Origin of the sequence: Exiguobacterium sp. KKBO11, from assembly GCF_001644945.1 — a bacterium.
In the GTDB taxonomy this organism is placed as follows: domain Bacteria; phylum Bacillota; class Bacilli; order Exiguobacteriales; family Exiguobacteriaceae; genus Exiguobacterium_A; species Exiguobacterium_A abrahamii.
Map to the genome: position 1 here is coordinate 588934 of NZ_LUCU01000022.1, position 23786 is coordinate 612719.

Annotated in this window: 23 protein-coding genes; 1 reads left to right on the plus strand and 22 read right to left on the minus strand. The window is 46.8% G+C overall.

What is annotated here, in order from left to right:
* Nucleotides 1-18: 18 nt before the first annotated feature.
* From AYO36_RS10065 to AYO36_RS10075, 3 genes are read right to left on the minus strand one after another with little or no spacing between them, the layout of a single operon-like run.
* Nucleotides 19-1371, minus strand: a complete 1353-nt coding sequence (locus AYO36_RS10065; protein ID WP_064300313.1) for a DEAD/DEAH box helicase — start codon at nt 1369-1371, stop codon at nt 19-21.
* A gap of 47 nt (nt 1372-1418) precedes the next feature.
* Complete coding sequence (locus tag AYO36_RS10070) at nt 1419-2372, minus strand: sugar ABC transporter substrate-binding protein (protein WP_064300314.1); 954 nt, start codon at nt 2370-2372, stop codon at nt 1419-1421.
* A complete protein-coding gene (locus AYO36_RS10075) occupies nt 2369-4132 on the minus strand; it encodes a two-component system sensor histidine kinase NtrB (protein ID WP_064300315.1) in 1764 nt (587 codons plus the stop codon). Before AYO36_RS10075 ends, AYO36_RS10070 begins: the two co-directional genes overlap by 4 nt.
* A gap of 145 nt (nt 4133-4277) precedes the next feature.
* On the opposite strand from AYO36_RS10075, the gene AYO36_RS10080 reads away from it, so the two are divergent.
* Nucleotides 4278-5225, plus strand: a complete 948-nt coding sequence (locus AYO36_RS10080) for a 4-hydroxy-3-methylbut-2-enyl diphosphate reductase (RefSeq protein ID WP_029341043.1) — start codon at nt 4278-4280, stop codon at nt 5223-5225.
* 103 nt (nt 5226-5328) lie between these two features.
* Here the strand turns inward: AYO36_RS10080 and AYO36_RS10085 are convergent, their stop codons facing one another.
* From AYO36_RS10085 to AYO36_RS10175, 19 genes are all read right to left on the minus strand, one after another.
* On the minus strand, nt 5329-6441 hold the full coding sequence (locus AYO36_RS10085; protein WP_064300316.1) for a Nif3-like dinuclear metal center hexameric protein: 1113 nt from the start codon (nt 6439-6441) through the stop codon (nt 5329-5331).
* The gene (locus AYO36_RS10090; RefSeq protein WP_326188407.1) at nt 6441-7160 is read right to left on the minus strand and encodes a tRNA (adenine(22)-N(1))-methyltransferase; all 720 of its coding nucleotides are present in this window, start codon (nt 7158-7160) and stop codon (nt 6441-6443) included. The genes AYO36_RS10085 and AYO36_RS10090 overlap by 1 nt, the downstream gene beginning before the upstream one ends.
* Before the next feature lie 117 nt (nt 7161-7277).
* Entirely contained in the window at nt 7278-7619 is a 342-nt protein-coding gene (cccA, locus tag AYO36_RS10095) for a cytochrome c550 (RefSeq protein WP_035398358.1), read from the minus strand.
* Between the two features lie 153 nt (nt 7620-7772).
* A complete protein-coding gene (gene rpoD, locus AYO36_RS10100; RefSeq protein ID WP_023467512.1) occupies nt 7773-8858 on the minus strand; it encodes an RNA polymerase sigma factor RpoD in 1086 nt (361 codons plus the stop codon).
* 34 nt (nt 8859-8892) lie between these two features.
* Nucleotides 8893-10689: a DNA primase gene (gene dnaG / locus AYO36_RS10105; protein WP_064300317.1), complete on the minus strand. Its 1797-nt coding sequence runs from the start codon at nt 10687-10689 to the stop codon at nt 8893-8895.
* 146 nt (nt 10690-10835) lie between these two features.
* Nucleotides 10836-11645, minus strand: a complete 810-nt coding sequence (locus AYO36_RS10110; RefSeq protein ID WP_029341037.1) for a pyruvate, water dikinase regulatory protein — start codon at nt 11643-11645, stop codon at nt 10836-10838.
* Between the two features lie 12 nt (nt 11646-11657).
* Complete coding sequence (ccpN, locus tag AYO36_RS10115; RefSeq protein WP_035398363.1) at nt 11658-12287, minus strand: transcriptional regulator CcpN; 630 nt, start codon at nt 12285-12287, stop codon at nt 11658-11660.
* Nucleotides 12288-12308: 21 nt separating this feature from the next.
* On the minus strand, nt 12309-14369 hold the full coding sequence (glyS, locus tag AYO36_RS10120) for a glycine--tRNA ligase subunit beta (RefSeq protein WP_064300318.1): 2061 nt from the start codon (nt 14367-14369) through the stop codon (nt 12309-12311).
* Nucleotides 14362-15252, minus strand: a complete 891-nt coding sequence (gene glyQ / locus AYO36_RS10125; RefSeq protein WP_029341034.1) for a glycine--tRNA ligase subunit alpha — start codon at nt 15250-15252, stop codon at nt 14362-14364. Before glyQ ends, glyS begins: the two co-directional genes overlap by 8 nt.
* 288 nt (nt 15253-15540) lie before the next feature.
* Nucleotides 15541-16290, minus strand: a complete 750-nt coding sequence (gene recO, locus AYO36_RS10130) for a DNA repair protein RecO (protein ID WP_023467502.1) — start codon at nt 16288-16290, stop codon at nt 15541-15543.
* Between the two features lie 3 nt (nt 16291-16293).
* Nucleotides 16294-17202, minus strand: coding sequence for a GTPase Era (era, locus tag AYO36_RS10135; protein WP_023467500.1), 909 nt, complete (start codon nt 17200-17202; stop codon nt 16294-16296).
* The gene (locus AYO36_RS10140; RefSeq protein WP_023467498.1) at nt 17195-17593 is read right to left on the minus strand and encodes a cytidine deaminase; all 399 of its coding nucleotides are present in this window, start codon (nt 17591-17593) and stop codon (nt 17195-17197) included. Before AYO36_RS10140 ends, era begins: the two co-directional genes overlap by 8 nt.
* Before the next feature lie 48 nt (nt 17594-17641).
* Nucleotides 17642-17992, minus strand: a complete 351-nt coding sequence (locus AYO36_RS10145; RefSeq protein WP_023467497.1) for a diacylglycerol kinase — start codon at nt 17990-17992, stop codon at nt 17642-17644.
* Complete coding sequence (ybeY, locus tag AYO36_RS10150; protein WP_029341033.1) at nt 17989-18465, minus strand: rRNA maturation RNase YbeY; 477 nt, start codon at nt 18463-18465, stop codon at nt 17989-17991. Before ybeY ends, AYO36_RS10145 begins: the two co-directional genes overlap by 4 nt.
* Complete coding sequence (locus tag AYO36_RS10155) at nt 18462-20519, minus strand: HD family phosphohydrolase (RefSeq protein WP_064300319.1); 2058 nt, start codon at nt 20517-20519, stop codon at nt 18462-18464. Before AYO36_RS10155 ends, ybeY begins: the two co-directional genes overlap by 4 nt.
* Before the next feature lie 36 nt (nt 20520-20555).
* Nucleotides 20556-21518, minus strand: a complete 963-nt coding sequence (locus tag AYO36_RS10160) for a PhoH family protein (RefSeq protein WP_023467492.1) — start codon at nt 21516-21518, stop codon at nt 20556-20558.
* 171 nt (nt 21519-21689) lie between these two features.
* The gene (locus AYO36_RS10165; RefSeq protein ID WP_064300320.1) at nt 21690-22160 is read right to left on the minus strand and encodes a hypothetical protein; all 471 of its coding nucleotides are present in this window, start codon (nt 22158-22160) and stop codon (nt 21690-21692) included.
* Nucleotides 22161-22173: 13 nt separating this feature from the next.
* Nucleotides 22174-23157 (minus strand): flotillin-like protein FloA, encoded by a 984-nt coding sequence (floA, locus tag AYO36_RS10170; protein WP_023467489.1) that lies wholly within the window; start codon nt 23155-23157, stop codon nt 22174-22176.
* Nucleotides 23154-23663 (minus strand): NfeD family protein, encoded by a 510-nt coding sequence (locus tag AYO36_RS10175; protein ID WP_064300321.1) that lies wholly within the window; start codon nt 23661-23663, stop codon nt 23154-23156. Before AYO36_RS10175 ends, floA begins: the two co-directional genes overlap by 4 nt.
* Nucleotides 23664-23786 lie beyond the last annotated feature (123 nt).

A 23786-nucleotide genomic window follows, 5' to 3' on the forward strand; every position in this document is an offset into this window, starting at 1 on the left:
CGGGTGTCATCAATGGAATTATTTTGATTTGCGTGCGTTTTCTTTACGTTGCGCGCGACCGACACCACGTTGTTCTTTGATGCGTTCACGTTTTGCTGTTTCTTTCAGCTTATATTGATGCTTCTTCTTATAACCTGGTTTAACGCGTTTTTTCGCTTTTGCTGCTTCACCCGACAGACGGCTATGCGCTGTCTTCGAGACAGCAGTTTTCATATGCGGCTTCGCACGACGACGTTCTTTGACCTCGACGATTTGACTGCCTTTGACATCAACGTTCGTGAATTGAATGCCACGGTCCTCTAAGCGATTGATCATGCCGTTCTCGTGATCTTCAAACAATGTGTACGCCAATCCATCTTGATCGACTCGACCTGTCCGGCCGACACGGTGGACGTAGAAGTCTAAATCTTTTGGAATACCATGGTTGATGACGTGTGAGACACCTGAAATATCAATTCCGCGTGCTGCAAGATCCGTCACGATGACGTATTGATACTTCGCATCGTTGATTTCTTTGATGGCTTGTTTACGACGACGTGCCGGAAGATCTCCGTGAAGGGAACCAACGTTCAGTCCTGCTTCTAGGAACAAAGCTTCGACTTCGATTGCTTCTGCTTTTGTATTCGTAAAGATTAGACAAATATACGGATTCAGCGCTTTCGCGACTTTCAACGTCAATTGTGAGCGCTCACGATGCTTGACCGGAATCGTATGGTGAACGATTTTCTTCGCTGTCTGTTGTTTTGGATCCACATGCGCATAACGCGGGTTGTTCATGTATTTTTTCAAGAACGGTTGCAATTTCTCAGGAATCGTTGCTGAGAAGACCATCATCTGAAGCTGTTCTGGAAGAGCTTGCGCAATCCGGTCAACTTCTGGCAAGAAGCCCATGTCGAGCATTTGATCCGCTTCATCGATAACGTAGTGCTTCACGAAATGCGGTTTTAAAGCCTGTTCTTTGAATAGGTCTAAAATACGTCCCGGTGTTCCGATAACGATTTGAGGTGAGACTTTCACACGACCGATTTGACGTTCGCGATCCATTCCACCTGTAATAAGACTCGTCTTGATGAAGTCTGGTTCCTTCACGAGTAACGATTTCAGTTCTTCATGAATTTGCCAAGCAAGTTCGCGCGTTGGAGCAACGATGATTGCTTGTAATTCTTGAAGCTTTGGATCGACGTTTTGAACGATTGGAAGAAGGAACGATAACGTTTTTCCTGTTCCTGTTTGTGATTGACCGATGATATCGCGTCCCTTTACTGCAGCTGGGATGATCCGCGACTGAATGTCGGTCGGTTTTGTGATGCGGGCGTCATCGAGTGCTTCGATGACGAACGGGTGTAATTGATAATGGCTGAATCCATTCATGAATTGACACCGTCCTTTCCTTATTTGCTGAGGCTTCTGCCTCTCGATTAGTTCAACATGGTTATGGGTCTACTACCGTCATACAGATAGGAGTACGTATAAAAACGAGTTGGAATCTTTTTGTTTTTCGTATGAAGCTTCAATGCACTGAAGGCGACTTTCATCATCTCATCAGCACTCTGGACGACCGTCGCATCCATCGATTTCATGTCAACAGCTTCTAATATAGCACGATTCCCGTCTATGCCGACAATTATTTTTCCTTTGATCCCTGCTTTTTTCAATGCTTCGAGGACACCTAGCGCAATATCGTCATTGTGACAATAGACGGCATCAAACGGAATTCCTGACTCAATGACCTGTGTCATGACCTTTTCTGAAGTGACTGGGTCGTAATCCCCATTCACGGATTCGACGATTTCAAGTTCCGGCTCACGCTCAAGACCAGTCAAAAATCCCCTGTGTCGTTCATTCGTCGTATTGACGTTTGCCGTACCTGCGACTTCAATGATGTCGGCCGTAGCTCGTCCCGTCTGCTTGATGCGTTCGTGTTTGATGAATGAGGCAAGCTGTTCCCCGATCAATTGGTTATTCGAGGTAATCGAACTGACGACTGCATCGGAGCGAATCAATCGATCGATCGCGAAGACCGGAATCCCAGCACGAGCTGCCTCTTCTAACGTACTAGCAATATAGACATCATCAAGCGTCGTCACGAAGATTGCATCTACCTTCATTCGAATGAACTCTTGAATTTGCTCGCGTTCATTGATGCGTGAATTATGAGACGTCGCGACGACTGCTTCGTATTTATTCAGTTTGGCTTGTGTCTTAAACGCATCGACGAGCCGTTGCGCAAATTCATGTTTATCATTGACGATCGTGAAGCCGACGAGATGACGGCGTGGACTCGGATCCGGATTGACGAATAAATTGGAAATGAACAAAACGGATGAAATCCAAACAATCAGGACGAATAACCAGGCCTTATTGAATTTCATTCCGTTTGCTCCTTTCGAGGTAAGTGGACTTGAATCGTCGTACCGACACCCGGCTTACTATCAAAGATCATCTTGCCTTTATGATCACGAACGATTTGCTTCGACATGAAGAGTCCAAGTCCATTGCCATCGACTTTTGATGTCTTGAACGCTTGACCGACATGATCAATCTGATTTCCATCCATCCCTACCCCATTATCCTGAACAATGAAGACGACTTCTTCTGGATAAACGTGGACATGCAGATGACAGATTCCATCCGGTCCTTTAAACGCGACAGCTTGAAGGGCATTTCGAACACAGTTTGCTAAAATCTGCAAAATCCCCTCTTCTGATGCATAAATCTTTGGCATGAAGGAAGGTGTATAAATCTTGCAGTCCGCTTCGTAATGATGAGCTTCCGCTTCTAAGATATATGTCAGCTTCTTCATTAAATCATTCATATCAATCGTCGTTTTTTGAAGTGCGTTGTTTTCGCCTTTCGATAAATCAAGCATCGTTTGAATCATGCCATTTGCTCGATCCAGTTCCGATAAGGCGAGAATCAACATTTCTGGATCACGATCCTTTTCTGCTGCTAACAACTGTAACGTCATCTTGACTGGTGTTAGTGGATTGCGGATTTCGTGGGCAATTCCTGCTGCTAGTTGACCGAGTGATGCTAATTTTTCTTGATGTAACATCGTTTGTTGTTGACTCAACTGCTCAAGGCGCGCATTTTCCATCCGTTGAGCGTACTCGTTATAGGCAGCAACGAGTGTCTTGACTTCGTTTGATCCGGCACGCTCGAGAACAATCGGTTTGGGTGAGCTGCTTTTCTCGATCTTCTTCACAAGTTCAAGCATCGGTGCTGTCAATTGTTTTGACATCAAATAGCCGACGATCAGACTGAGGACGAGCGTCAAGGCAGCGATGATCAAATACTGTTGCCGTGTCGTGTAAACTGGTTCATAAAAGACGCTTCGTGGCGTTCGAACGAGAATCTTCCAATCCGTCACCTTCAAATCTTTCGCGAAGTAATACATGTCTTGGTTCGTACTAAAAATCTCAGAAGGTTCTACCGACTGAAACGCACGTTCAATGACACTTTTCGATAATAAGCGTTCTTCATCCGGTACTAGATTACTAGATGTGGCTAACAATTCTTTTTTACTATTGAATAGGTAGGCGATCGTCTGATCGTCAAATGATTCGAGCGAATTCCGAAAGACGATCGAGTTCATGACACTTAATCCACCACCAAAGACACCGACGCGTTTATTACCGTCTCGAACCGGAACGAACATATAGGTGACAGCATCTGACTCCATCGTATACAGCTTACTCATATGAAAGTCCGTACTCGTCAACGTTTGCAAGAATTCATCATCTTTCAGGATCGTACTGTTTTCTATACGTCGATCCTCACTTGAGAACCAAGTGACTTGCTTCGTCTGTCGATCAAAGTAGAAGAAACTCTTAAATCCTGTATCAATGTCTAATAGATTCGATTCTTCAATTTTTTGTTTCAGCTTTTCGGGGTTTTTGACATTCAACTGCAAGCTCATGATCTCTTCATGCAGATTCCCAATATTGTCGCGAATCGCATTTCCTGAGACCTCGACACTCTTCTCGCTTTGTTTCTCTGTTTGTTGCTCGACCCGGGAAATCGTGACCCGGTCCGCAGTGAAGGCAAGCGCTGAAATGACAAGACAAATCAGGATGAATAAGACAGCGGTGATTTGAAAAAAATACGACCGCATCATTTTCTTAGACTCCATCCCTTCGCCTCCCTTTTGAATAATTGACAACTTCATTAGTATAGCATGTTCTGTAGATGAAACAGACTCCTCTATTTTCATTCAGCTTCAATCAATGGTACACTCTAACTAATCATTCTTTTTCACAAAGGGAGAATCCATAACTATGCTAGTAAAAAAAATCAGCCCCCGCGGCTATTGTTACGGTGTCGTCGATGCAATGAAACTTGCACAACAAGCGGCATTGAATAAAGACTTGCCACGTCCGATCCATATTTTAGGAATGATCGTCCACAATGCTCACGTGACACGTGAGTTCGAAAATATGGGGGTCATCACTGTCGATGGTCCCGATCGCCTTGAAGCGTTAGAGACGATTCAAGAGGGCACTGTCATCTTTACTGCACACGGCATTTCACCTGCAGTTTATGCGCGTGCTGCTGAGAAGAACTTACACGTCGTCGATGCAACATGTCCTGACGTGACGCGTACGCACGATTTGATTCGACAAGTCGTCGCGGACGATTATGAAGTCATCTACGTCGGCAAACACGGACATCCGGAACCTGAAGGTGCAGTCGGTGTAGCACCAGAGCATGTGCACCTCATCGAAAAAGTCGAAGATATTGATGAACTTCCGCCTCAGCTTGCCCACAAAAAAATCATCGTCACGAATCAGACGACGATGAGCCAATGGGATGTCCAAGCTTTGATGGAACACGTTCGTAAAAAGTATCCGCATGTAGAAGTACACAATGAAATCTGTAACGCAACACAAGTCCGGCAAGAAGCGGTGGCTGATCAAGCAGGAGACTGCGATCTCGTCATCGTCGTCGGGGACCCGCGTTCGAACAACTCGAACCGTTTGGCACAAGTATCCTTCGATATCGCTGGCACTCCAGCGCATCGGATTGGTGATCTGACAGAACTTGATTTGACTTGGCTCGAAGGTGTCACGCAAGTTGGTGTCACATCAGGTGCATCAACGCCAACACCGATCACGAAAAAGGTCATCGATTTCCTACAACAATATGATCCTGCTGATATCAGTACGCATGACAAGACACCGTTCCTTGAATTACGACGCATCTTGCCTAAAGTCAAAGTACTTTAATCATTACAATCGATACAGCAAAACCGAGTCGCGATCGTCATTCGCGACTCGGTTTTTTTATTACTAAATACGACGGTAGCATCGACGTATTCCATTCGATTCATCATAAAAACTGAAACGGATTCGTATTCGCTGTTGAAATCAGCAGTTCGACGTCGATTTTTTTCTGTTCGAATCGACGCTTCAATTCGTTGACGACGCCTTCCTTCATGACCGACTCTACATGATGTCCCGGATCGACGACTGCTAGTCCAAGTGCCATCGCATCATGCGCCACATGGAAATAGAGATCGCCTGTCACAAGGACATCCGCTCCCGCAAATGCTGCAGTCGAGACGTACTTATTGCCGTCACCACCAAGGACCGCAACTTTTTGGATGTGGCGTGATTCGTCTCCTACGAAGCGTAAGTTTTGTACACCAAACGCATTGCGAACATGCTCTGCAAATTCCCGCAACGTCATTGCTTCCGGTAACCGACCAATCCGTCCAAGACCAAGTGATGTTGCCGGGCGTTCTTGACGAATGAGATCATAGGCGACTTCCTCATATGGATGAGCCTGTTTCATCGCTCGAATGACTTGTTTCTGATTCAGTTCCGTGACGATCGTCTCGATTCGGACTTCTGAAACGCGTTCGAGTCGCCCTGCTTTACCGATATACGGGGTAGCTTCCGTCAACGGTCGGAATTGACCCGTTCCATTGACGTGGAATTGACAATCACTGTAGTCCCCTTCTTTTCCTGCTCCCGCTTGTGCAAGGGCTGTTGAAACGCGCTCTACAGCCTCGTTCGGTACGAAGACACTTAGTTTATATTGTGTGTTTTCAAACGTCGGTGCTAGTACTTCACAAGACTCAAGACCAAGCGCATCTGCCATCCAGTCATTGACCCCGCCTGGTGTCACGTCAAGGTTCGTATGCGCAGCATACACCGCAATATCGTGTTTGATACATTTTGTGACGATCCGTCCTGTTGCAGAACGATCCGTCACATTTGCTAACTTACTAAAAATCGGTGGATGATGCGCAATGATGAGATCGACCTTCTTTTCAATCGCTTCATCGACGACAGACTCCAAGACATCAAGTGTCACGAGCACACGTTTGACGTCCTTGTTCAATGTTCCGATTTGTAGACCAATCGGATCACCTTCGAGTGCGAATTTTTTCGGAGCAAATGCTTCAAACTGCTCAATGACATGGTTCCCATTCGCCATTAGTTCGTCACCTCTTCCATCTTTTGAATCAATTGTTCGATGGCTTCGATTTTTTCAGATAAAACCTCCGTTGCTTGTCCTTGTTTCATCTGAGCTAGGATATACTCTCGCTTTTGTTTTTCGATCTGCCATTTTTCGATAAATTCTGGTGCACGTTCCCGCATTAACTGTGGTCCAAAGAACAATTCCCACTGACGTGTTGTTTCGTCCTCTGAGTAAAGTGTTTCATCTCCACGTTCTGCAACGAGAATTTCATAGATCTTCCCGTTCTCCTCGACGATCGCTTCAGACAATAACGCATAAGAATTCGTCAGCAACCACTTCCGAACATCGACTGCATCGACATTCGGTTGAAGAATCAAGCGTTCCTCACCTGACAACCGATCTTTTCCTTCTTCAAGGATAGAGGCAATCAGCGTTCCGCCCATTCCCGCAATCGTAATCGCTGTTGCTTCGCCCGGCTTCAAAACCGATAAGCCACTTCCTAAACGGACATCAATCTGTGATTCAAGACCGACAAGCGCCACTTGTCCTTTTGCCGCTTCCATCGGTCCTTCATTCACCTCTCCTGCAATCGCACGCTCGATTTTCTTTTGTTGTACACAAAAACAAGGTACGAATGCATGATCTGATCCAATATCTGCGAGGATCGCTCCTTGTGGAATATACGACACGACTTTTTGGAGTCGTTGATCCAATACGACGTTCATTTGCATCATCTTCATCCTTCCTATTTTCCGAAAAACTCTCTTTTAAAAATAGCGGATTTACGCTAAAAAAGATACCATACACCACAAAAAAACATCCATCTCGTAACGAGATAGATGCCCTTGTTCTTATTTCTTAGCAGCTAACCATTTGGCTAGAACAGCTGCTTCTTCGTCATTCGCAAGACCGCCAGGCATTTGCCCTTTACCGTTCATTGCGATGTTCTTAATTTCGTCTTCTTTCAGCTTCGCGCCGATCTTTGTTAAGTTCGGACCTGCTCCGCCTTCTAAGTTTCCACCGTGACATCCTGTACATCCTTTAGATGCAAACAAGTCTTCCGGCTTCATTTCTGCAGTTGACGGCCCTTTACGAGCTTCCTTCACCTGATCGACCCCAAAGTAAGACAATGAAATCATAGCGATGATGGCGATGACTGCGATCGCCGCGAACGGTACTAATGGATTACGCATTTGGATTCCCCCCATATTCTATACCCAACCAAGTTGGTGACTGAATGGTATTCCCCGTTACTATTCTACTGTAAAAAAAACAGGGAAGGAAGAAAAAAACGAAACTTTTTTCTTCCTTCCCACTAAAATTTCATATATTCTTCACACTTTGAATTAATCGAGGAAATCTTTCAGACGTTTTGAACGACTCGGGTGACGTAACTTCCGAAGTGCTTTTGCTTCGATTTGACGAATCCGCTCACGTGTAACGCCAAATACTTTCCCGACTTCTTCAAGTGTCCGTGTCCGACCATCGTCAAGACCAAAACGAAGACGAAGGACGTTTTCTTCACGATCCGTCAGTGTATCTAATACATCTTCAAGTTGCTCTTTCAAGAGTTCATATGCCGCAGCATCTTGTGGTGCCGTCGCATCTTGGTCCTCGATGAAATCTCCGAGATGTGAATCGTCCTCTTCCCCGATTGGTGTTTCAAGAGAAACCGGCTCTTGCGCAATTTTCAGGATTTCTCGGACTTTTTCCGGCGTGATTTCCATCTCTTTCGAAATCTCTTCCGGTGATGGTTCACGTCCAAGATCTTGCAAGAGTTGACGCTGGACACGAATCAATTTGTTGATCGTCTCAACCATGTGAACCGGAATTCGGATCGTCCGCGCTTGGTCAGCGATCGCGCGTGTGATTGCCTGACGAATCCACCATGTTGCATACGTCGAGAATTTATATCCCTTCGTATAGTCGAATTTCTCGACCGCCTTGATCAGACCCATGTTTCCTTCTTGGATCAAATCAAGGAACAACATACCGCGTCCGACATAACGCTTCGCAATCGAAACGACGAGACGTAAGTTTGCTTCCGCTAATCGTTTTTTTGCTTCTTCATCGTTTTGTTCGATTCGTTTAGCGAGTTCGACTTCGTCTTCTGCATTCAACAGATCAACGCGGCCGATTTCTTTTAGATACATCCGGACAGGGTCATTGATCTTGACACCAGGAGGAACAGACAAATCGTTTAGATCCGCCTCTTCTTTTTCGTCCCCTGTGCCGTCATTGTTGACCTTGATACCTTCTGTTTCAAGCAATTGAAGGAATTCCTCGAACTGCTGAGCATCCATTGATTCGAACGAACTTAGTTTGTCTTCGATCTTTTGGTGTGACAATTCACCATTTTTATGTCCGAGCGCGATGAGTTCCTCTTTCGCGAGACGGAGTAATTCAGCTTCTGATCTTGCTTTTTCTGCCATCGAACCATACACTCCTTCCACATCATGCAGCAGGTCATCGATCTTTTAAACGACGCTTCCGTTCTATGATCGCCTGCATCAGCTCCGCTTGAGCACGGATATCTGTTTGTTGATTCAATCGTGACTTTTCTTCTTCTAACAACCGACGTTGCTGTTCATTTTGGACGGCACGAATGTAGTGACTGAGTAAATCAGGATCATACTCAGGCATCAGCATGAACTCTAAATCCGCTACGATTCGTTGCAAAGAAGCGTCGTGCAACATCGTCAAAAAACGATCAGGACTTCCTTGCGTACCTGCTCCGTAAAATTCATATAGCTTGCCGGCAATCAATTGGTGTGCCGGATCATTGAATTGGACACCTAGTTGCTCTCGCACTTCAAGACATACTTCTTCTGAACGGATCATGTAGGCAAGCAAGAAGCGTTCTGCCTTTTTCCAGTTCGCGAACGTTCGGTCAGGAGGTGCTGTCGGTGGAGCAGTTGGGCGATCGGAAACGATTTGTTCTCTCTTCGGTTGTTGGACGGTTGGACGCACTTGTGCGATCAAGGAGTCTTTCGAGAGTTTAAATTCCTCAGAAAGTTTTCCTAAATAAATGTCCCGTAACAACGGATTGGATGTTCGACCAATCTCTTCAAGCATAGTTTCAATATATCGAACGCGTTCTCCTTCTAATCGCAAGTTTTTTCCTTGTCGAAAATAAAAAGATTTGAATTCAAGACTTGAAACCCGTTCTTGTTCGATCCAGTGTAAAAACGTCTCTTCGCCCTGATTCCCAATGAAGGAATCCGGGTCTTCGCCATCCGGTAAACGGATGACGGAACAGTCGACGGCAACGGCTTCAAGCAATTGTAGGGCTTTTAACGTCGCAGCGCGTCCTGCCTTGTCTCCGTCATAACAAATAATGACTTCATCGACGATACGTGCTAGGTTTTGGGCATGAACCGGTGTTAAGGCTGTTCCTAAAGAGGCTACCGTATAAGGTATACCCGCTTGAGCGACACGCACAACATCAAGATTCCCCTCAACGAGGACGACTTGTTTGATTTTGCGCATCGCCCCTCGTGCTTGAGCGAATCCGAATAACAGTTCACTTTTATTGAACAAAGGTGTTTCCGCTGTATTGACATACTTCGGATCACGACCATCAATCGAACGTCCACTAAATCCGACGATCGTGCCATCACGATCGGAGATAGGAAATACGACTCGACCGTTGAATCGATCTCGATAATCGCCATCGCGTCCGATTGAAATCAATCCCGCTTCGACCATCTCATCTAAATCAAACCCACGCCGTGCCAAGGAATCCACTGTAAAACGATCTTGATCCGGCGCATACCCGAGTCGGAACTCACGCATCGCACCCTCACGGATACCACGATTCTCTAAATAGATTCGTCCCGCGTCGCCTGCTTCCGTTTGAATCAACACCTCATGATACAACTCGGTGACGATCCGATGTGCCTCGCGCATCCGGAACTTCTTTTCCTGTTCAGGTGTCGATTCCGATTGTTCGAATCGATCCGGCTCCAGTTCTGGAAGTGTGACATCGCTGCGATCAGCTAATTTAGAGACGGCTTCCTTGAAACTCATTCCTTCTGTTTCCATGACGAAAGTGATCGCGTTTCCACCTGCACCACATCCAAAACAGTAGTACATCCCTTTATCAGGAGAAACAGAAAAGGAAGGTGATTTCTCAGAATGAAACGGGCAAAGCCCTGAATATCGATTCCCTTGTTTTTTTAATTCTACACGTTCTGAAATCAATTCGACGATGTCCGTTGCTTGGCGGACCTGATCGACGATTTCATCAGGAATTCGCTTCATTCCGTCCTCTCCCCTTTCCTTGAGAACTTATCCTTACATGACCATACCCGCAATGAAACGGAACGATGACTCGTTCCGTTTCATTAGAAAAAGGGCATTATCTCATTTATCAGCTAAACAAGTATACTATGTTCCTGACTGCTTGACTAGTCATGCGCTTTCCCAGAAATTCCGGTCAAAATCAGGTTCGCCGTTTCCTCGACTGCTTTATTCGTCACGTCGATGACTTGGCAACCGATTCGTTCGTATAAATTCCGTGCGTATTCGAGTTCCCGGTTGATTCGGTCCATCTGCGCGTATGCTGCTTCTGGTTTGAGTCCTAATGAACGCAGGCGTTCCATTCGGATGTCGATCAACTTTTCCGGTGAGATGAGTAGTCCAAAACATTTTTCTTTTGGAATATCGAATAGCTCTGTCGGCGGGATCGATTCAGGTACGAGTGGTACGTTCGCTACTTTATATCGCTTCAAGGCCAGATACTGCGAAAGTGGTGTCTTTGATGTACGCGACACCCCGATCAAGACGATATCCGCACGTTTAATTCCTTTTGGATCACGTCCATCGTCATACTTGACAGCAAATTCAACCGCTTCGATTTTTCGGAAATACTCCTCATCCAAGCGATAGATTAATCCTGGCTCTTCCTTCGGTTGCATCTGCAAGCGATCTTCCATCGTGTCAAGCAATGGACCAAGTAGATCAATCGCTTTTACACCGTGGGCGCGAGCTGTGTCTGCAAGCAAACGACGATGGGTCGCATGAACGATCGTAAAAGCAATCGTCGCTTGTTCTTCTTTCGCATGAAGAACCAAGTCATAAATGACTTGATCATCATCGACGAACGGAATGCGGACCGTTTCGATGGCTTGTTCCGGGAATTGGATTGCAGCTGCGCGGACGACGAGTTCACACGTCTCTCCGACAGAGTCACTCACGACATAAATCCGTTGACGCATCAGGAACCCTCCTTAAATTTCTTCATCACGTGCTAAAGCGACCAACACTTTCGTCATGTTCGTCTTCGTCATTCGACCCACGACTTTCAAGACGCCGTTCTCTTCTTCGACGACTGGCATTGAATCAATCTGCTTTTCGATCAGTTTCATGCCGGCACCAATCAACGTCTCCGATTTTTCACAGACCGTCAAATTCGGCATCCGTGTCATGATGATGTTGACCGGTAACGAGTCTAATTCTTGATTACCGATTGCCGCACGTAGAAAATCCTTACGTGACAACACACCGACTAACGCATGGTCCTTACTGACGACGAACAGCGAACCGACATCTTCCAGGAATAAGTGAACGATCGCATCGTATACGGTCATCCCTTCATGAATGACCTTTGCCGACGACATGAATTCGCCGACGGTCAAGGTGTCGAGTTTCTCATGAAGCATGGACGCATTTTTCTTTCCAACGTACATATAGCCGACACGTGGACGCGCTTCTAGCATGCCGGTCATCGTTAAAATCGACAAATCGGGTCGTAACGTCGCCCGTGTCAAGGAGAGTGCAGAAGCAATCTGCTCTCCCGTGATCGGACCGTTCTCTTTGACGATTTGGAGTATCTTTTTTTGCCGTTCATTTAACTTCATCGGCTCATCCGTCCTTTTTCTTTACGCTAAAGTAAGTGCATTGAACCGGGCGACTGATTCGATGGCTTGCGCAAATCGTTTCATTTCGCTAAGACGGTTCGTGCGGACTGTTTCGTCGTCCGTCATGATCATCGTACCGTCAAAGTATGCTGTGATCGACGGAACGGTTGCCTCAAGTGCCTCAAGCGCTCGTTCATAATCAAGTGACGCGATCGCTTGATCGACCTCTGGTAAGGTCTTCTCAATCGCCTCATGTAACGCGCGTTCCGCATCATTTTCAAAGAGCTCTGGATTAACAGTTGTGACGTCTTCTGCTTTTTTCGAGATGTTTAAGACACGACTGAGTTGTTCGACCGTTTTCTTGAACGATTCTTTTTTCGTCGCACTTTCAAGCATCGCAGCACGCTGCTCATTCGCTTCGACTGTCAACGTATGATCAAGAGCGGCTTCGACGACATCATGACGGAAGTTCATTTCCGATAGACGGTATTTCAAGCGTTGTGCAAAGAAGTCTTGTAATGCAGCTTGAACTTCTTCGGCATCCTTCGCGTAAAGACCTGCTGCCACCTGTTCTGAAACGACGAAGGCAATCAATTCAGTCAATGTCAGATTCAACTTGCGATCTGATAAAATCTGAACAATCCCTTGTGCTTGACGACGCAATGCATACGGATCCGCTGATCCACTCGGAATCATACCGACACCAAAGAATCCAGCGACGCTATCCATCTTATCGAGAATCGCATAGAGTGTTCCTGTCGGTGTCTCCGGACTTGCATCACCCGCGAAGCGTGGCATGTAATGTTCACGAATCGCAGCCGCGACTTCCGGATCCTCATTCTTCATGTTCGCATAACGCTCACCCATCAGACCTTGTAATTCTGTGAATTCATAGACCATTTGACTGACGAGGTCGAATTTATAGATCTGTCCTGCACGTTCGACACGTGTTTTGTCTGCACCGACACGATCTGCAAGTGTGAGTGCCATCTGACGGACGCGACGGACTTTTTCGCCTGTCGTTCCTAATTTTTCATGGAAGACGATTTTATCAAGACGTTTCGCCTGTTCATCGATATCTGCTTTTTTATCTTCTTCATAGAAGAACTGCGCATCTGCTAAACGGGCACGGATGACTTTTTCGTTTCCGCGTGCGACGTTTTCAAGATGTGTTGCGTTTCCGTTTCGTACCGTCACGAAATAATGGAGCAACGCCCCGTCACGTTTGACCGGGAAGTAACGTTGGTGTTCCTTCATCGTCGTGATCAAGACTTCTTCTGGTAACTCAAGATACGCTTCATCAAATGCACCGAACAAGGCTGTCGGATACTCGACGAGGTTCGTGACTTCTTCAAGTAAAGACGCATCGATCGGCACTTCGAATTGTTCGCGTGCCGCAAGCGCTGCAATTTGTTCTTCGATCAATTGACGACGTGCTTCGTAACTGACGATGACATTTTCTCCTGCGAGCGCTTCAACATAAGCGTTCGGACGTAGGATCGTGATGTCCTGCCCGAGGAAACGATGTCCACGCGATGTCCGACCTGTTTCGACGGATGCGACTTCAAACGGGATGACTTGATCGTCAAGCAGGGCAATCAACCAACGAATTGGACGCATATAACGTAACGATTGTGTGCTCCAACGCATGTTTTTCGGGAATGTCATCGCTTCGACGACTTGTTTTAGTCCAGGAAGTAGATCAGCTGTCGCTTGTCCGACTTCCTTACGTGTCGCATAAAGGTATTCGACTCCTTTTTCTTCTCCAAGGAAGAGATCGTCCGTCTTTAACCCTTTACCACGCGCGAACCCTTCGGCTGCTTTCGTCCAGTTCCCTGCTTCGTCCATCGCGATACGTTTTGCTGGTCCTTTTAATGTCTCTTCGAGGTCACTTTGACGTGCTGCGAGACCTTTGACGTACACTGCAAGACGGCGTGGTGTCGAGAAGGATTCGACGCTCGCGAACTCAATCCGTGCTTCTTCAAGAAAACGCGTCACGCGCTCCTTGAGTTGTGTTTCGGATTGAAGGACGAATCGAGCCGGCATCTCTTCTAAACCGATTTCAAGTAATAATTCATGCATGTGACTCACCTGCTTTCGACTTGATCAATGGGAAGCCAAGACGTTCCCGTTCTTCGATGAAACTTTGCGCACAACGACGCGACATGTTCCGGACACGATGGATGAATCCTGTGCGTTCCGTGACGGAAATCGCCCCTTTCGCGTCGAGAAGGTTAAAGGTATGTGAACATTTCAAGATGTAATCATACGCTGGGAAAACGAGGTTCTCGTCCAAGGCACGATTCGCTTCTTTTTCATATTGATCGAACAACGTGAAAAGTAATGCGACATCTGACGTTTCAAACGTATACTTCGAATGTTCGAACTCCGGTTGATAGAAGATATCACCGTATTTGAAGCCATCTGTCCAAACGAGATCAAAGACACTCTCGACGTCTTGGATGTACGACGCGAGACGCTCGATTCCGTACGTGATCTCTACTGCGATCGGATTACACTCGATTCCACCGACTTGTTGGAAGTACGTGAATTGTGTGATTTCCATCCCGTTCAGCCATACTTCCCAGCCGAGACCTGCAGCACCGAACGTCGGGTTCTCCCAGTTATCCTCTACGAAACGAATATCATGTTCGAGTGGGTTGATACCAAGCAACTCGAGACTTTGTAAGTACAATTCCTGAATGTTGTCAGGTGATGGTTTCATGATGACTTGGAATTGATGGTGTTGATACAGACGGTTCGGGTTTTCCCCGTAACGACCGTCAGCCGGACGGCGTGATGGTTCTGTATAACAAACGTTCCATGGTTCTGGTCCGAGACTCCGTAAGAACGTCATCGGATTCATCGTACCGGCTCCTTTTTCTACGTCGTATGCTTGCATCGTCAAGCAGCCTTGTTCTGCCCAAAATTTTTGTAATGTCAAGATCATGTCTTGTACTGTCATCTTCACGACTTTCACCTCCGAAATGATTAAGGAACGCAAAAAACGCCCCTATGTACAACAATCGTTGCACATAGGGACGAGACGAGCCCGCGGTTCCACCCTACTTGCATGCATCGCATGCCACTCTTTTTGACAAAGAACACTCCGAAACGCCATTCGCGCCCCTCTCACTCCCAGCTCACACCACCCTGGAATCGCTTGATTGAGAAAAAGACGGTACTCCTTTTCGTCATCGTGTTCATTTAGTTGCTTCTACCGCATTTATTCTACCGAACCCGCTTGTTGCTGTCAATCGTTGCCGAAATCAATCAACTGGTCGAGGACACGTTTTGAACGTAGACGTAACCCGCTGTAGCGTTCCATATAAGCATCCATGATTTGACGCAATAGACGCTTCGTTTCCGGCTTCACCGTCACGGTCCCGATCCGCGAGAAATCATAGACAGAAAACACATAGAGCATCTTCGCGACTGCCTCTGACATAAAGACAGCATGTTCATCCTCATGGCGATGCCGGCGACAGAGTAGACCACCGTGGTGTAACGAAAAAGCAAACGGTGCTTCAGCACTCCCGCAAATCGTACAGCCATTCAAGTGCGGCGCAATCCCTAGATGACGCAACAGGCGCAACTCGATGATGAAAGAGACGACGTCGGGATCCAGTCCTTCATCCATCGCCTCCAGTCCTTCGACGAACAAATCATAGAGTGCCGGTTGCGGCACTCGTTCATCAAGCGCTTTATCTGCCAGCTCCAGTAGATACATCGCATACGCCATCAAGACGACATCTTGCCGGATATGCGCGTGGCTCGTGATGACGTCTGCTGATTTCAACTGACCGAGACCACGTGACCGTGGATAGATATAGACGGCTCGAACGAAAGGCTGGCTTGCCGCGTTGAAACGACTACCCGGCTTCTTCGCTCCTCGCGCCATGACGGCGAGCTTGCCGTATTCACGTGTCAGTAGCGTGACGATCTTATTCGATTCACCGTATACGACCGTTCGTAGTACAAGCCCTTCCGCCTTATCGATCATCGCTTAATACTCGTCATCGCGGAAGCCAAGTTCACGCAATTGACCGGCCTTGTTACGCCAATCCTTTTGGACTTTGACCCACAAGTTCAGGTAAACTTTCGTTCCGAGTAACATCTCGATGTCCGTTCGTGCTTCAGAGCCGATTTCTTTTAGAAGTGCTCCGCGTTTACCGATGATGATTCCTTTTTGGGAATCGCGCTCGATCAAGATCGTCGCATGGACATCGACCATGTTTCCATTCTCACGCGTCTTGATTTGATCAATCGCGACTGCGATCGAGTGTGGTACTTCATCGCGTGTCTTCTGCAAGACTTTCTCACGGATCATCTCTGAGATGATGAAACGCTCCGGGTGGTCAGTGACTTGATCCGCCGGGTAATACATTGGTCCTTCCGGTAAGATCTTCGCGATTTCTTCAAGTAACGGTCCGACGTTGTTACCTTGTAACGCAGAGATCGGAACGACTGCCGCAAACTCAAGCTCATTTTTATATGACTCGATGATTGGCGGAATATCATTCGGGTGAATCAAATCGACCTTATTCATGACCAGAATGATAGGTGTATCGAGTTCCTTCAATTTTTCAATGATGAAATCGTCACCTTTTCCTTTTGGTTCCGTCACGTTGACCATGAACAAAATCGCATCAACTTCACGCAATGCGTTCGTTGCGACCTTCATCATGAAGTCGCCGAGTTTATGTTTTGGTTTGTGAATCCCTGGTGTATCGATGAAAATCGTCTGAACGTCTTCTGTCGTATAGACACCTTGGATCTTGTTTCGCGTCGTTTGTGGCTTATCAGACATGATGGCAATCTTTTGTCCGATGACACGGTTGAGGAATGTCGATTTTCCGACGTTCGGGCGTCCGATGATCGAGACAAAGCCCGATTTGAATCCTTCTTTAAACATGTAAATCCCCTTTCGTGAATGCTCCTGGTAAGAGGGCACCCACTGTTGTTTCTGTGACATCCCCTTTAAGGTTCGTCAAATAGATTGGCATATCCGCGTCACACATCTCTGATAACACTTGGCGGCATTGTCCGCACGGTGCGACCGGTCCTTCCGTGTCCGCAACGACAGCCATCGCTGCATACTCGCGCGCATCCTGTGCCCACGCAGAGAAGATTGCTGTCCGTTCTGCACAGTTACAAAGACCATATGCAGCGTTTTCAATATTGCAGCCGTGGAAGACTTGTCCGTCTTTTGTTAGTAGAGCAGCACCGACTTGGAATTTCGAATATGGAACATACGCTTTTTCGCGTGCACGTTTAGCTTGTTCGAGTAATTGTTCTGTTTTCATGTGAATATCCCCTTCTTAGGAACGGTATTGGCCAAAAAGGCCGGATTCTTATTGTACCAAATATGGGATGAAGATGCATAGTGCAATTGCAATAGATGTAAGCGCCAACACGAGAACAGCTCCACTTGCAATATCCTTGACTGCTTTTGCCAGCGGATGCCATTCCTGCGTCACGAGATCAACGACGCGCTCAAACGCTGTATTGAACATCTCGGCACTGATGACGATCCCGACCGTCAAGAAGAGGATCGCTCGCTCGACAGACGTCAATGGTAATAGAAAAGCGACAAGTAACACGATGGCACCAACTGTCACGTGAACTTTCATATGCCGTTCTTCTCGAATCGATTGGCACAATCCGTTCATGGCATGCCGAAACGGTTGCCACCAGCTTTTCACAATGTGCCCCGATATAACTCGAAGTGATGCAGGATTTCCTCCTGTCGCTTCGTCATGACTTCCTCATCTGCTTTTTCAATGTGATCGTATCCAAGTAAATGGAGAAAACCATGGACAGCGAGAAAACCGAGCTCTCGCTCAAAATGATTGCCATACTCTGCCGCTTGTTCGCGACACCGTTCTACGGAAATGATCAAATCGCCGAGGACGATTGGTTCGTCTTCGAGCAATCCAAAATCGATTTCATCTTCTCCGAGTTCTTCCATCGCAAAGGAAATGACGTCTGTCGCCTGATCCTTTCCACGCCATTCACGATTGATTTCTTGAATCTCATCGTTTGAGACGAAAGTCACGGACAACTCACTATTTGAATCGACTTCTTCTTGTTCCGCCGTGTAAATCAAAATCGATTCGACAAGCTGTCGTTGTTCTTCCGTTAGACGATTATTTTCGTCTGTCATATAAATATTCATGTCGTTGCCTCTTTCTTTAATTCTGGATACTCGATTCGTTCATGGAACAAACCGGATAAGGTATGACACGCACTTTCACCGACGCGATAAATCTCACGTGTCGTAATGTCACATTCCGCAAATTGGTCATCCATCATCTTTTCACGAATGATTTTCGAGACCAAGTCCCGAATTCCTTCTTCTGAAGGAGCTTTCATCGAACGAACTGCCGCTTCAATCGAGTCAACGATCATGATGACCGCCGCTTCACGGGTTTGTGGTTTCGGACCCGTGTAACGGAACGTCTCCTCGTCGACCTCACCTTGTTCTGCTGCCTTGACATAAAAGTATCGTAGCAGAGAGGTTCCATGATGCTGGCGGCAAATATCGATGATCGCTGCAGGCAGTTTTGCGTCTTCGAGTAATTCAACACCATCCTCAGTATGTGCCAAGATGACACGTGCCGACTCTTCCGGTGTCAATCGATCATGGGGATTGCGTCCATGCTGGTTTTCAATGAAATAAAGTGGTCGTCGCGTTTTCCCTAAATCATGATAGTAGGCTCCGACTCGTGCAAGCAATCCATCTGCTCCGATTGCTTCACAGGCTGTTTCTGCTAGGTTCGCGACCATCATACTATGATGGTACGTTCCCGGTGCTTCAACTAATAGTTTTTTGAGTAACGGATGCGTCGGGTTCAACAGTTCGAGTAGGCGGGTCGGTGCTAAAATACCGAATGTCATCTCAAGAAACGGCAATAGTCCAATTGCTAGGACGGCACTCAAGATACCACTCGCAATCGCAAAACCGATTAAAATCAGCGTTTCTCGTAGTTCGAACGTACCACTTCGTAACAGGACGAATGCTAAGAAAATCGCGATGTTTGCTCCGGCAATCGAAATACTGCTCATGAAAATACGACGACGCGACAAACTAGATTGTAGGAAAAACGTTGCAACTAACCCACCGACCAATAAATAGATCGCGATATTGAAGCTGAAGTTTTGATTTGCACTATAGAAGAACGTTCCAGCAAGCGCCGTAAAAAGAGAACTCGATAATGCAATCCGTTCGTTCAATAAATTGCGCAGGACAAGCGCAGCAAAAGCGGTCGGTGTGAGTAAGTAAAGTGCAGGATTGATGTCGTCTGCTAAGAACGCCATACCATACATGACGAGTAATTGTAGACTGACGACGAGATAGACAAGACCGAATAAACGAATCCGCCCCATTTGAGCGTATCGCAATTTCGAACGATGAATGAATCCAAATAAAAAGGCAGTCATCAACGCACTGACAAGCATCGCACCGAGTAACGGTTTCAACGACTGTCGATCAGAAATCAAACCGACCAGTTGTAGCTGACGATAGGCATCTTGTGAAATCACTTCGCCTCGTTTGACGATCACTTCACCTTCTGAAATGATAACCGGTTCGACTTTATCACTCGTCTGCTTACGAAGCTGTTCCGTCTTTTCCGGATCATAGACGTAATTCGTCACGATCAGTTGATCGGTCAGCGCTTTAGCGACTGCTTTTAATGAGAAGGAGAGCGGCGAACGTTCGATATCCGTCCGCGCATTCTCACGTGCTTCTGCTACTTCACCACCATCGGACGAGATACGTTGACGCATCGCTTCTTCAATCGCTGTAATGACGACGTCACGTGTCGTATTCCGAAGTGCTTTCGTCGACGTCACAAGCAAGCGTAACTCATCATCCTTCAACAGTGTCGCCGCCTCCGTTCCACGCAGACGCTGTTTGATTTTACCGATCTCATTTGCTTTTTTAATACCGGACAAACTAGCAAAAAGTTGTTCTACTTTATCAATTTGCTGTGCTGCATACTCTTGTTTGATCGTATACTGACTCTCGATTGCAGCAACCGAATTTTCCTTGATTTGATTTGTTGCGACCCGGTCCTCCATCGTCAAGGGTGACCGGATATCTTCTTCTGCAATTGAGAATGGTTCTGCGGACAAGGCTTCTGGTCGAACGCTGACATACATCATCGTCGATACGATGAGATAGAATATTACTGTCAAAAGACCGACCCAGACCCCAACCTTGCGCATATCATCTCCCCCTTTTTCCTCTATTTCCGTAACGGCTTAGGTCAAATCCTGACTATAAGCATCAACGATTTTTCGGACAAGTGGGTGACGTACGACATCAGCTGAGCCAAAGTGCTCAAAATGAATCCCTTTGACATTGCCGAGCAAATGTAACGCTTCTTGTAGACCAGACGTTTTTCCACGCGGAAGATCGACTTGTGTTAAATCGCCCGTAACAATCATCTTCGAATGGAATCCGAGACGCGTCAGGAACATCTTCATTTGTTCCCGTGTCGTATTTTGCGCTTCATCGAGAATGACAAAAGCATGTTCAAGCGTCCGTCCTCGCATGTAAGCAAGCGGTGCGATTTCGATGACACCACGTTCAAGCAGACGAGCCGTATGCTCGACACCAAGCACGTCATGTAGCGCATCGTACAGAGGACGTAGATAGGGATCGACCTTTTCTTTAAGATCCCCTGGAAGAAATCCTAGATTTTCTCCTGCTTCTACTGCCGGACGCGTCAGGACGAGTCGTTTGACGTGACCTTCTTTTAACGCTTTTGCTGCCATCACGACAGCAAGATACGTTTTTCCGGTTCCCGCTGGTCCAATACCGAATGTCAAATCACAGCGGTCGATTCCCCGAACGTAACGTGCTTGACCGAGTGTCTTTGCACGAAGTGGTTTTCCTTTATGATTCGTATGGATGACCGTATCGTAAAGTTCTAGCAGTTCATCCACACGATCTTGACGTGCAAGTTGAATGGCGCTCGTCGCGTCACGTTCCGTTAAAACAGCTCCGCGATTCACAAGTTGTTTCAAGACGCCTACGACCTGTCCTGCTAAGATCACAGACTGCTCCTGTTCGGATTGTGCCAACAGCTCATCTCCTCGATGGGTCAGCTGAACGTCAAGTTCTGCTTCCATCGTACGTAAGACTGCATCATTCGGACCGACGAATGCTTGAATCTGTTCTGAATTCGAAAATGCAAATGGGATTCTTTCGTTGAATATCACGTTGTGAATGGCCTCCTAGTCATGGATAACAAGTTGTCATCGCTTCATATCTAATCTCTTCCACTTTAGCACTTCCGCCGAAAAGATGGAAAGAAAAACCCGTTCCCACCTTTTAGGAAATAAAAAGAGTCGATCCTACGCGTTTCGTAGGATCGACTCACTAGACAAATATTAGCGTTTGCGCTTGGAAACAGGCGCACCAAGAACTTCACTCCAAACGATGGCACGTCGCATTTCATCTTGTGAAATCGTCGTTGCTGATGCTGAACGACTAGACGATCCAATGGCACCATCTGCTACGCTATCTTTGATTTCGCCAATCGTCGATGAGGACATCCCTTTTTTCGAATGTTGCTTTTGACGTTGGTCCAAACGTTGTTGCAATTCCGTTCGTTCATGAACGGGTCGCGCTTTCGTTTGCGTTACCCCCGGTTGTTTCTTCGTGGGTGCTTTTTTACGAACGACAGGTGGAGGTACCGTCTCTTGTCGCATCGTATCGACCTGTTCGGTCATTTGCTTCACATATTCACCGAACTCCTTTGAAGGAGTTCGGTTCGTCTGCTTCGGTTTTTTATCTGCTGCTTTTGAGATGACGGAGATGACACCGAATGCGATCATCAATCCGACCCATATGATATCCATACCGTCTCACCCTTTATTGTGAGTCATTTGGTGATGATTGCCCACCGATTGCTTGGCGCATTTTCGTATCTGCTGTCACGTTCAAGTAGTTCGCATAATCCATGACGCCAAAGTTACCGTCACGCATCGCTTCAGCGATAGCAAGCGGCACTTCCGCTTCAGCAGCGACAACCTTCGCACGCATCTCTTCAACACGTGATTTCATCTCTTGTTCACTTGCGATCGCCATTGCGCGACGTTCTTCGGCTTTCGCTTGCGCAATGTTCTTATCTGCTTCTGCTTGATCCGTCTGCAGAACCGCACCGATATTCTTACCGATATCAATATCTGCAATATCAATCGAGAGAATCTCGAACGCCGTACCCGAATCGAGTCCTTTTGCAAGAACCGTCCGTGAGATCATCTCTGGATTCTCAAGTACTTCTTTTTGGTCATTACACGAACCAATGGTTGAGATGACACCCTCACCAACACGTGCGATGACCGTTTCTTCCCCAGCACCACCGACGAGACGATCGATGTTCGCACGTACCGTGATCCGGGCTTTCGCTTTCACTTCAATCCCGTTCATCGCCACACCGGCAATGAATGGTGTTTCGATGACTTTCGGGTTAACCGACATTTGAACAGCTTCCAAAACGTTACGACCAGCAAGATCAATCGCCGCTGCGCGTTCGAAGCTCAACTCGATATTCGCACGGTGTGCTGCAATCAAGGCATTGACGACGCGGTCAACGTTACCACCAGCAAGGAAGTGACTTTCCAGTTGGTTCGTATTCAAGTTCAATCCCGCTTTAACCGCCTTGATCAACGGATTGACGATCTTAGACGGTGTTACTCGACGAAGACGCATCCCGACTAATGTAAAGATCGATACGCGTACTCCCGCTGCGAGCGAGCTAATCCAAAGTGGAATCGGAACGAGCGTGAAGAAGATGGCGAGGAAAATTAAAATTCCTCCGGATATGAGTAATACAGTCAATAATTCAGGTGTCATGTGTGGGACTCCTCCTTCGTATGTTGGACTCTAACAATGACGCGTCCATGCGTCACTTCTTTTACGACGATCGTTTCCCCCGCTTGAATGAAGGTCCCTTCCGTAACCGCATCGATTCGATTTCCGTCGATTTCAATTGTTCCTGACGGACGGAGAGGTGTCAGACTAACTCCTTCTCGTCCTAACAATTGCACTTTGTCTTGATGAGAAAGATAGCCTTTTTCAGACGATGTGGAATCTGTCAAAATCAAACCTCTCCATAATAAGGATTGATTCGATTTGATTCTGCGATATGCCCAGTATCCGGCCGCAAGTGATAGAAATACAGCAAGTCCAACCGCTATGCCTACTTGACCAACTGTAGCACCTGCCATGATCAGACTAGCAAGGACAGCGCCGATTCCGAGGACTCCAAAGATTCCGAACCCTGTGACGAATATTTCGACCAGTAACATGAGGACCCCGATCATGAAGACCGCCAAAATCATCCCTAAGCTAAACGTCATGCGTACGTTCACCCCTTTTCATTCGTGTCAGAAGCTGCTTCTTTTGCACTTTGATTCGTTACTATAATTATATACGCTTTCAAAACAAAAAGGTTTCATGACTATTCTGAATTCATCAAGAAA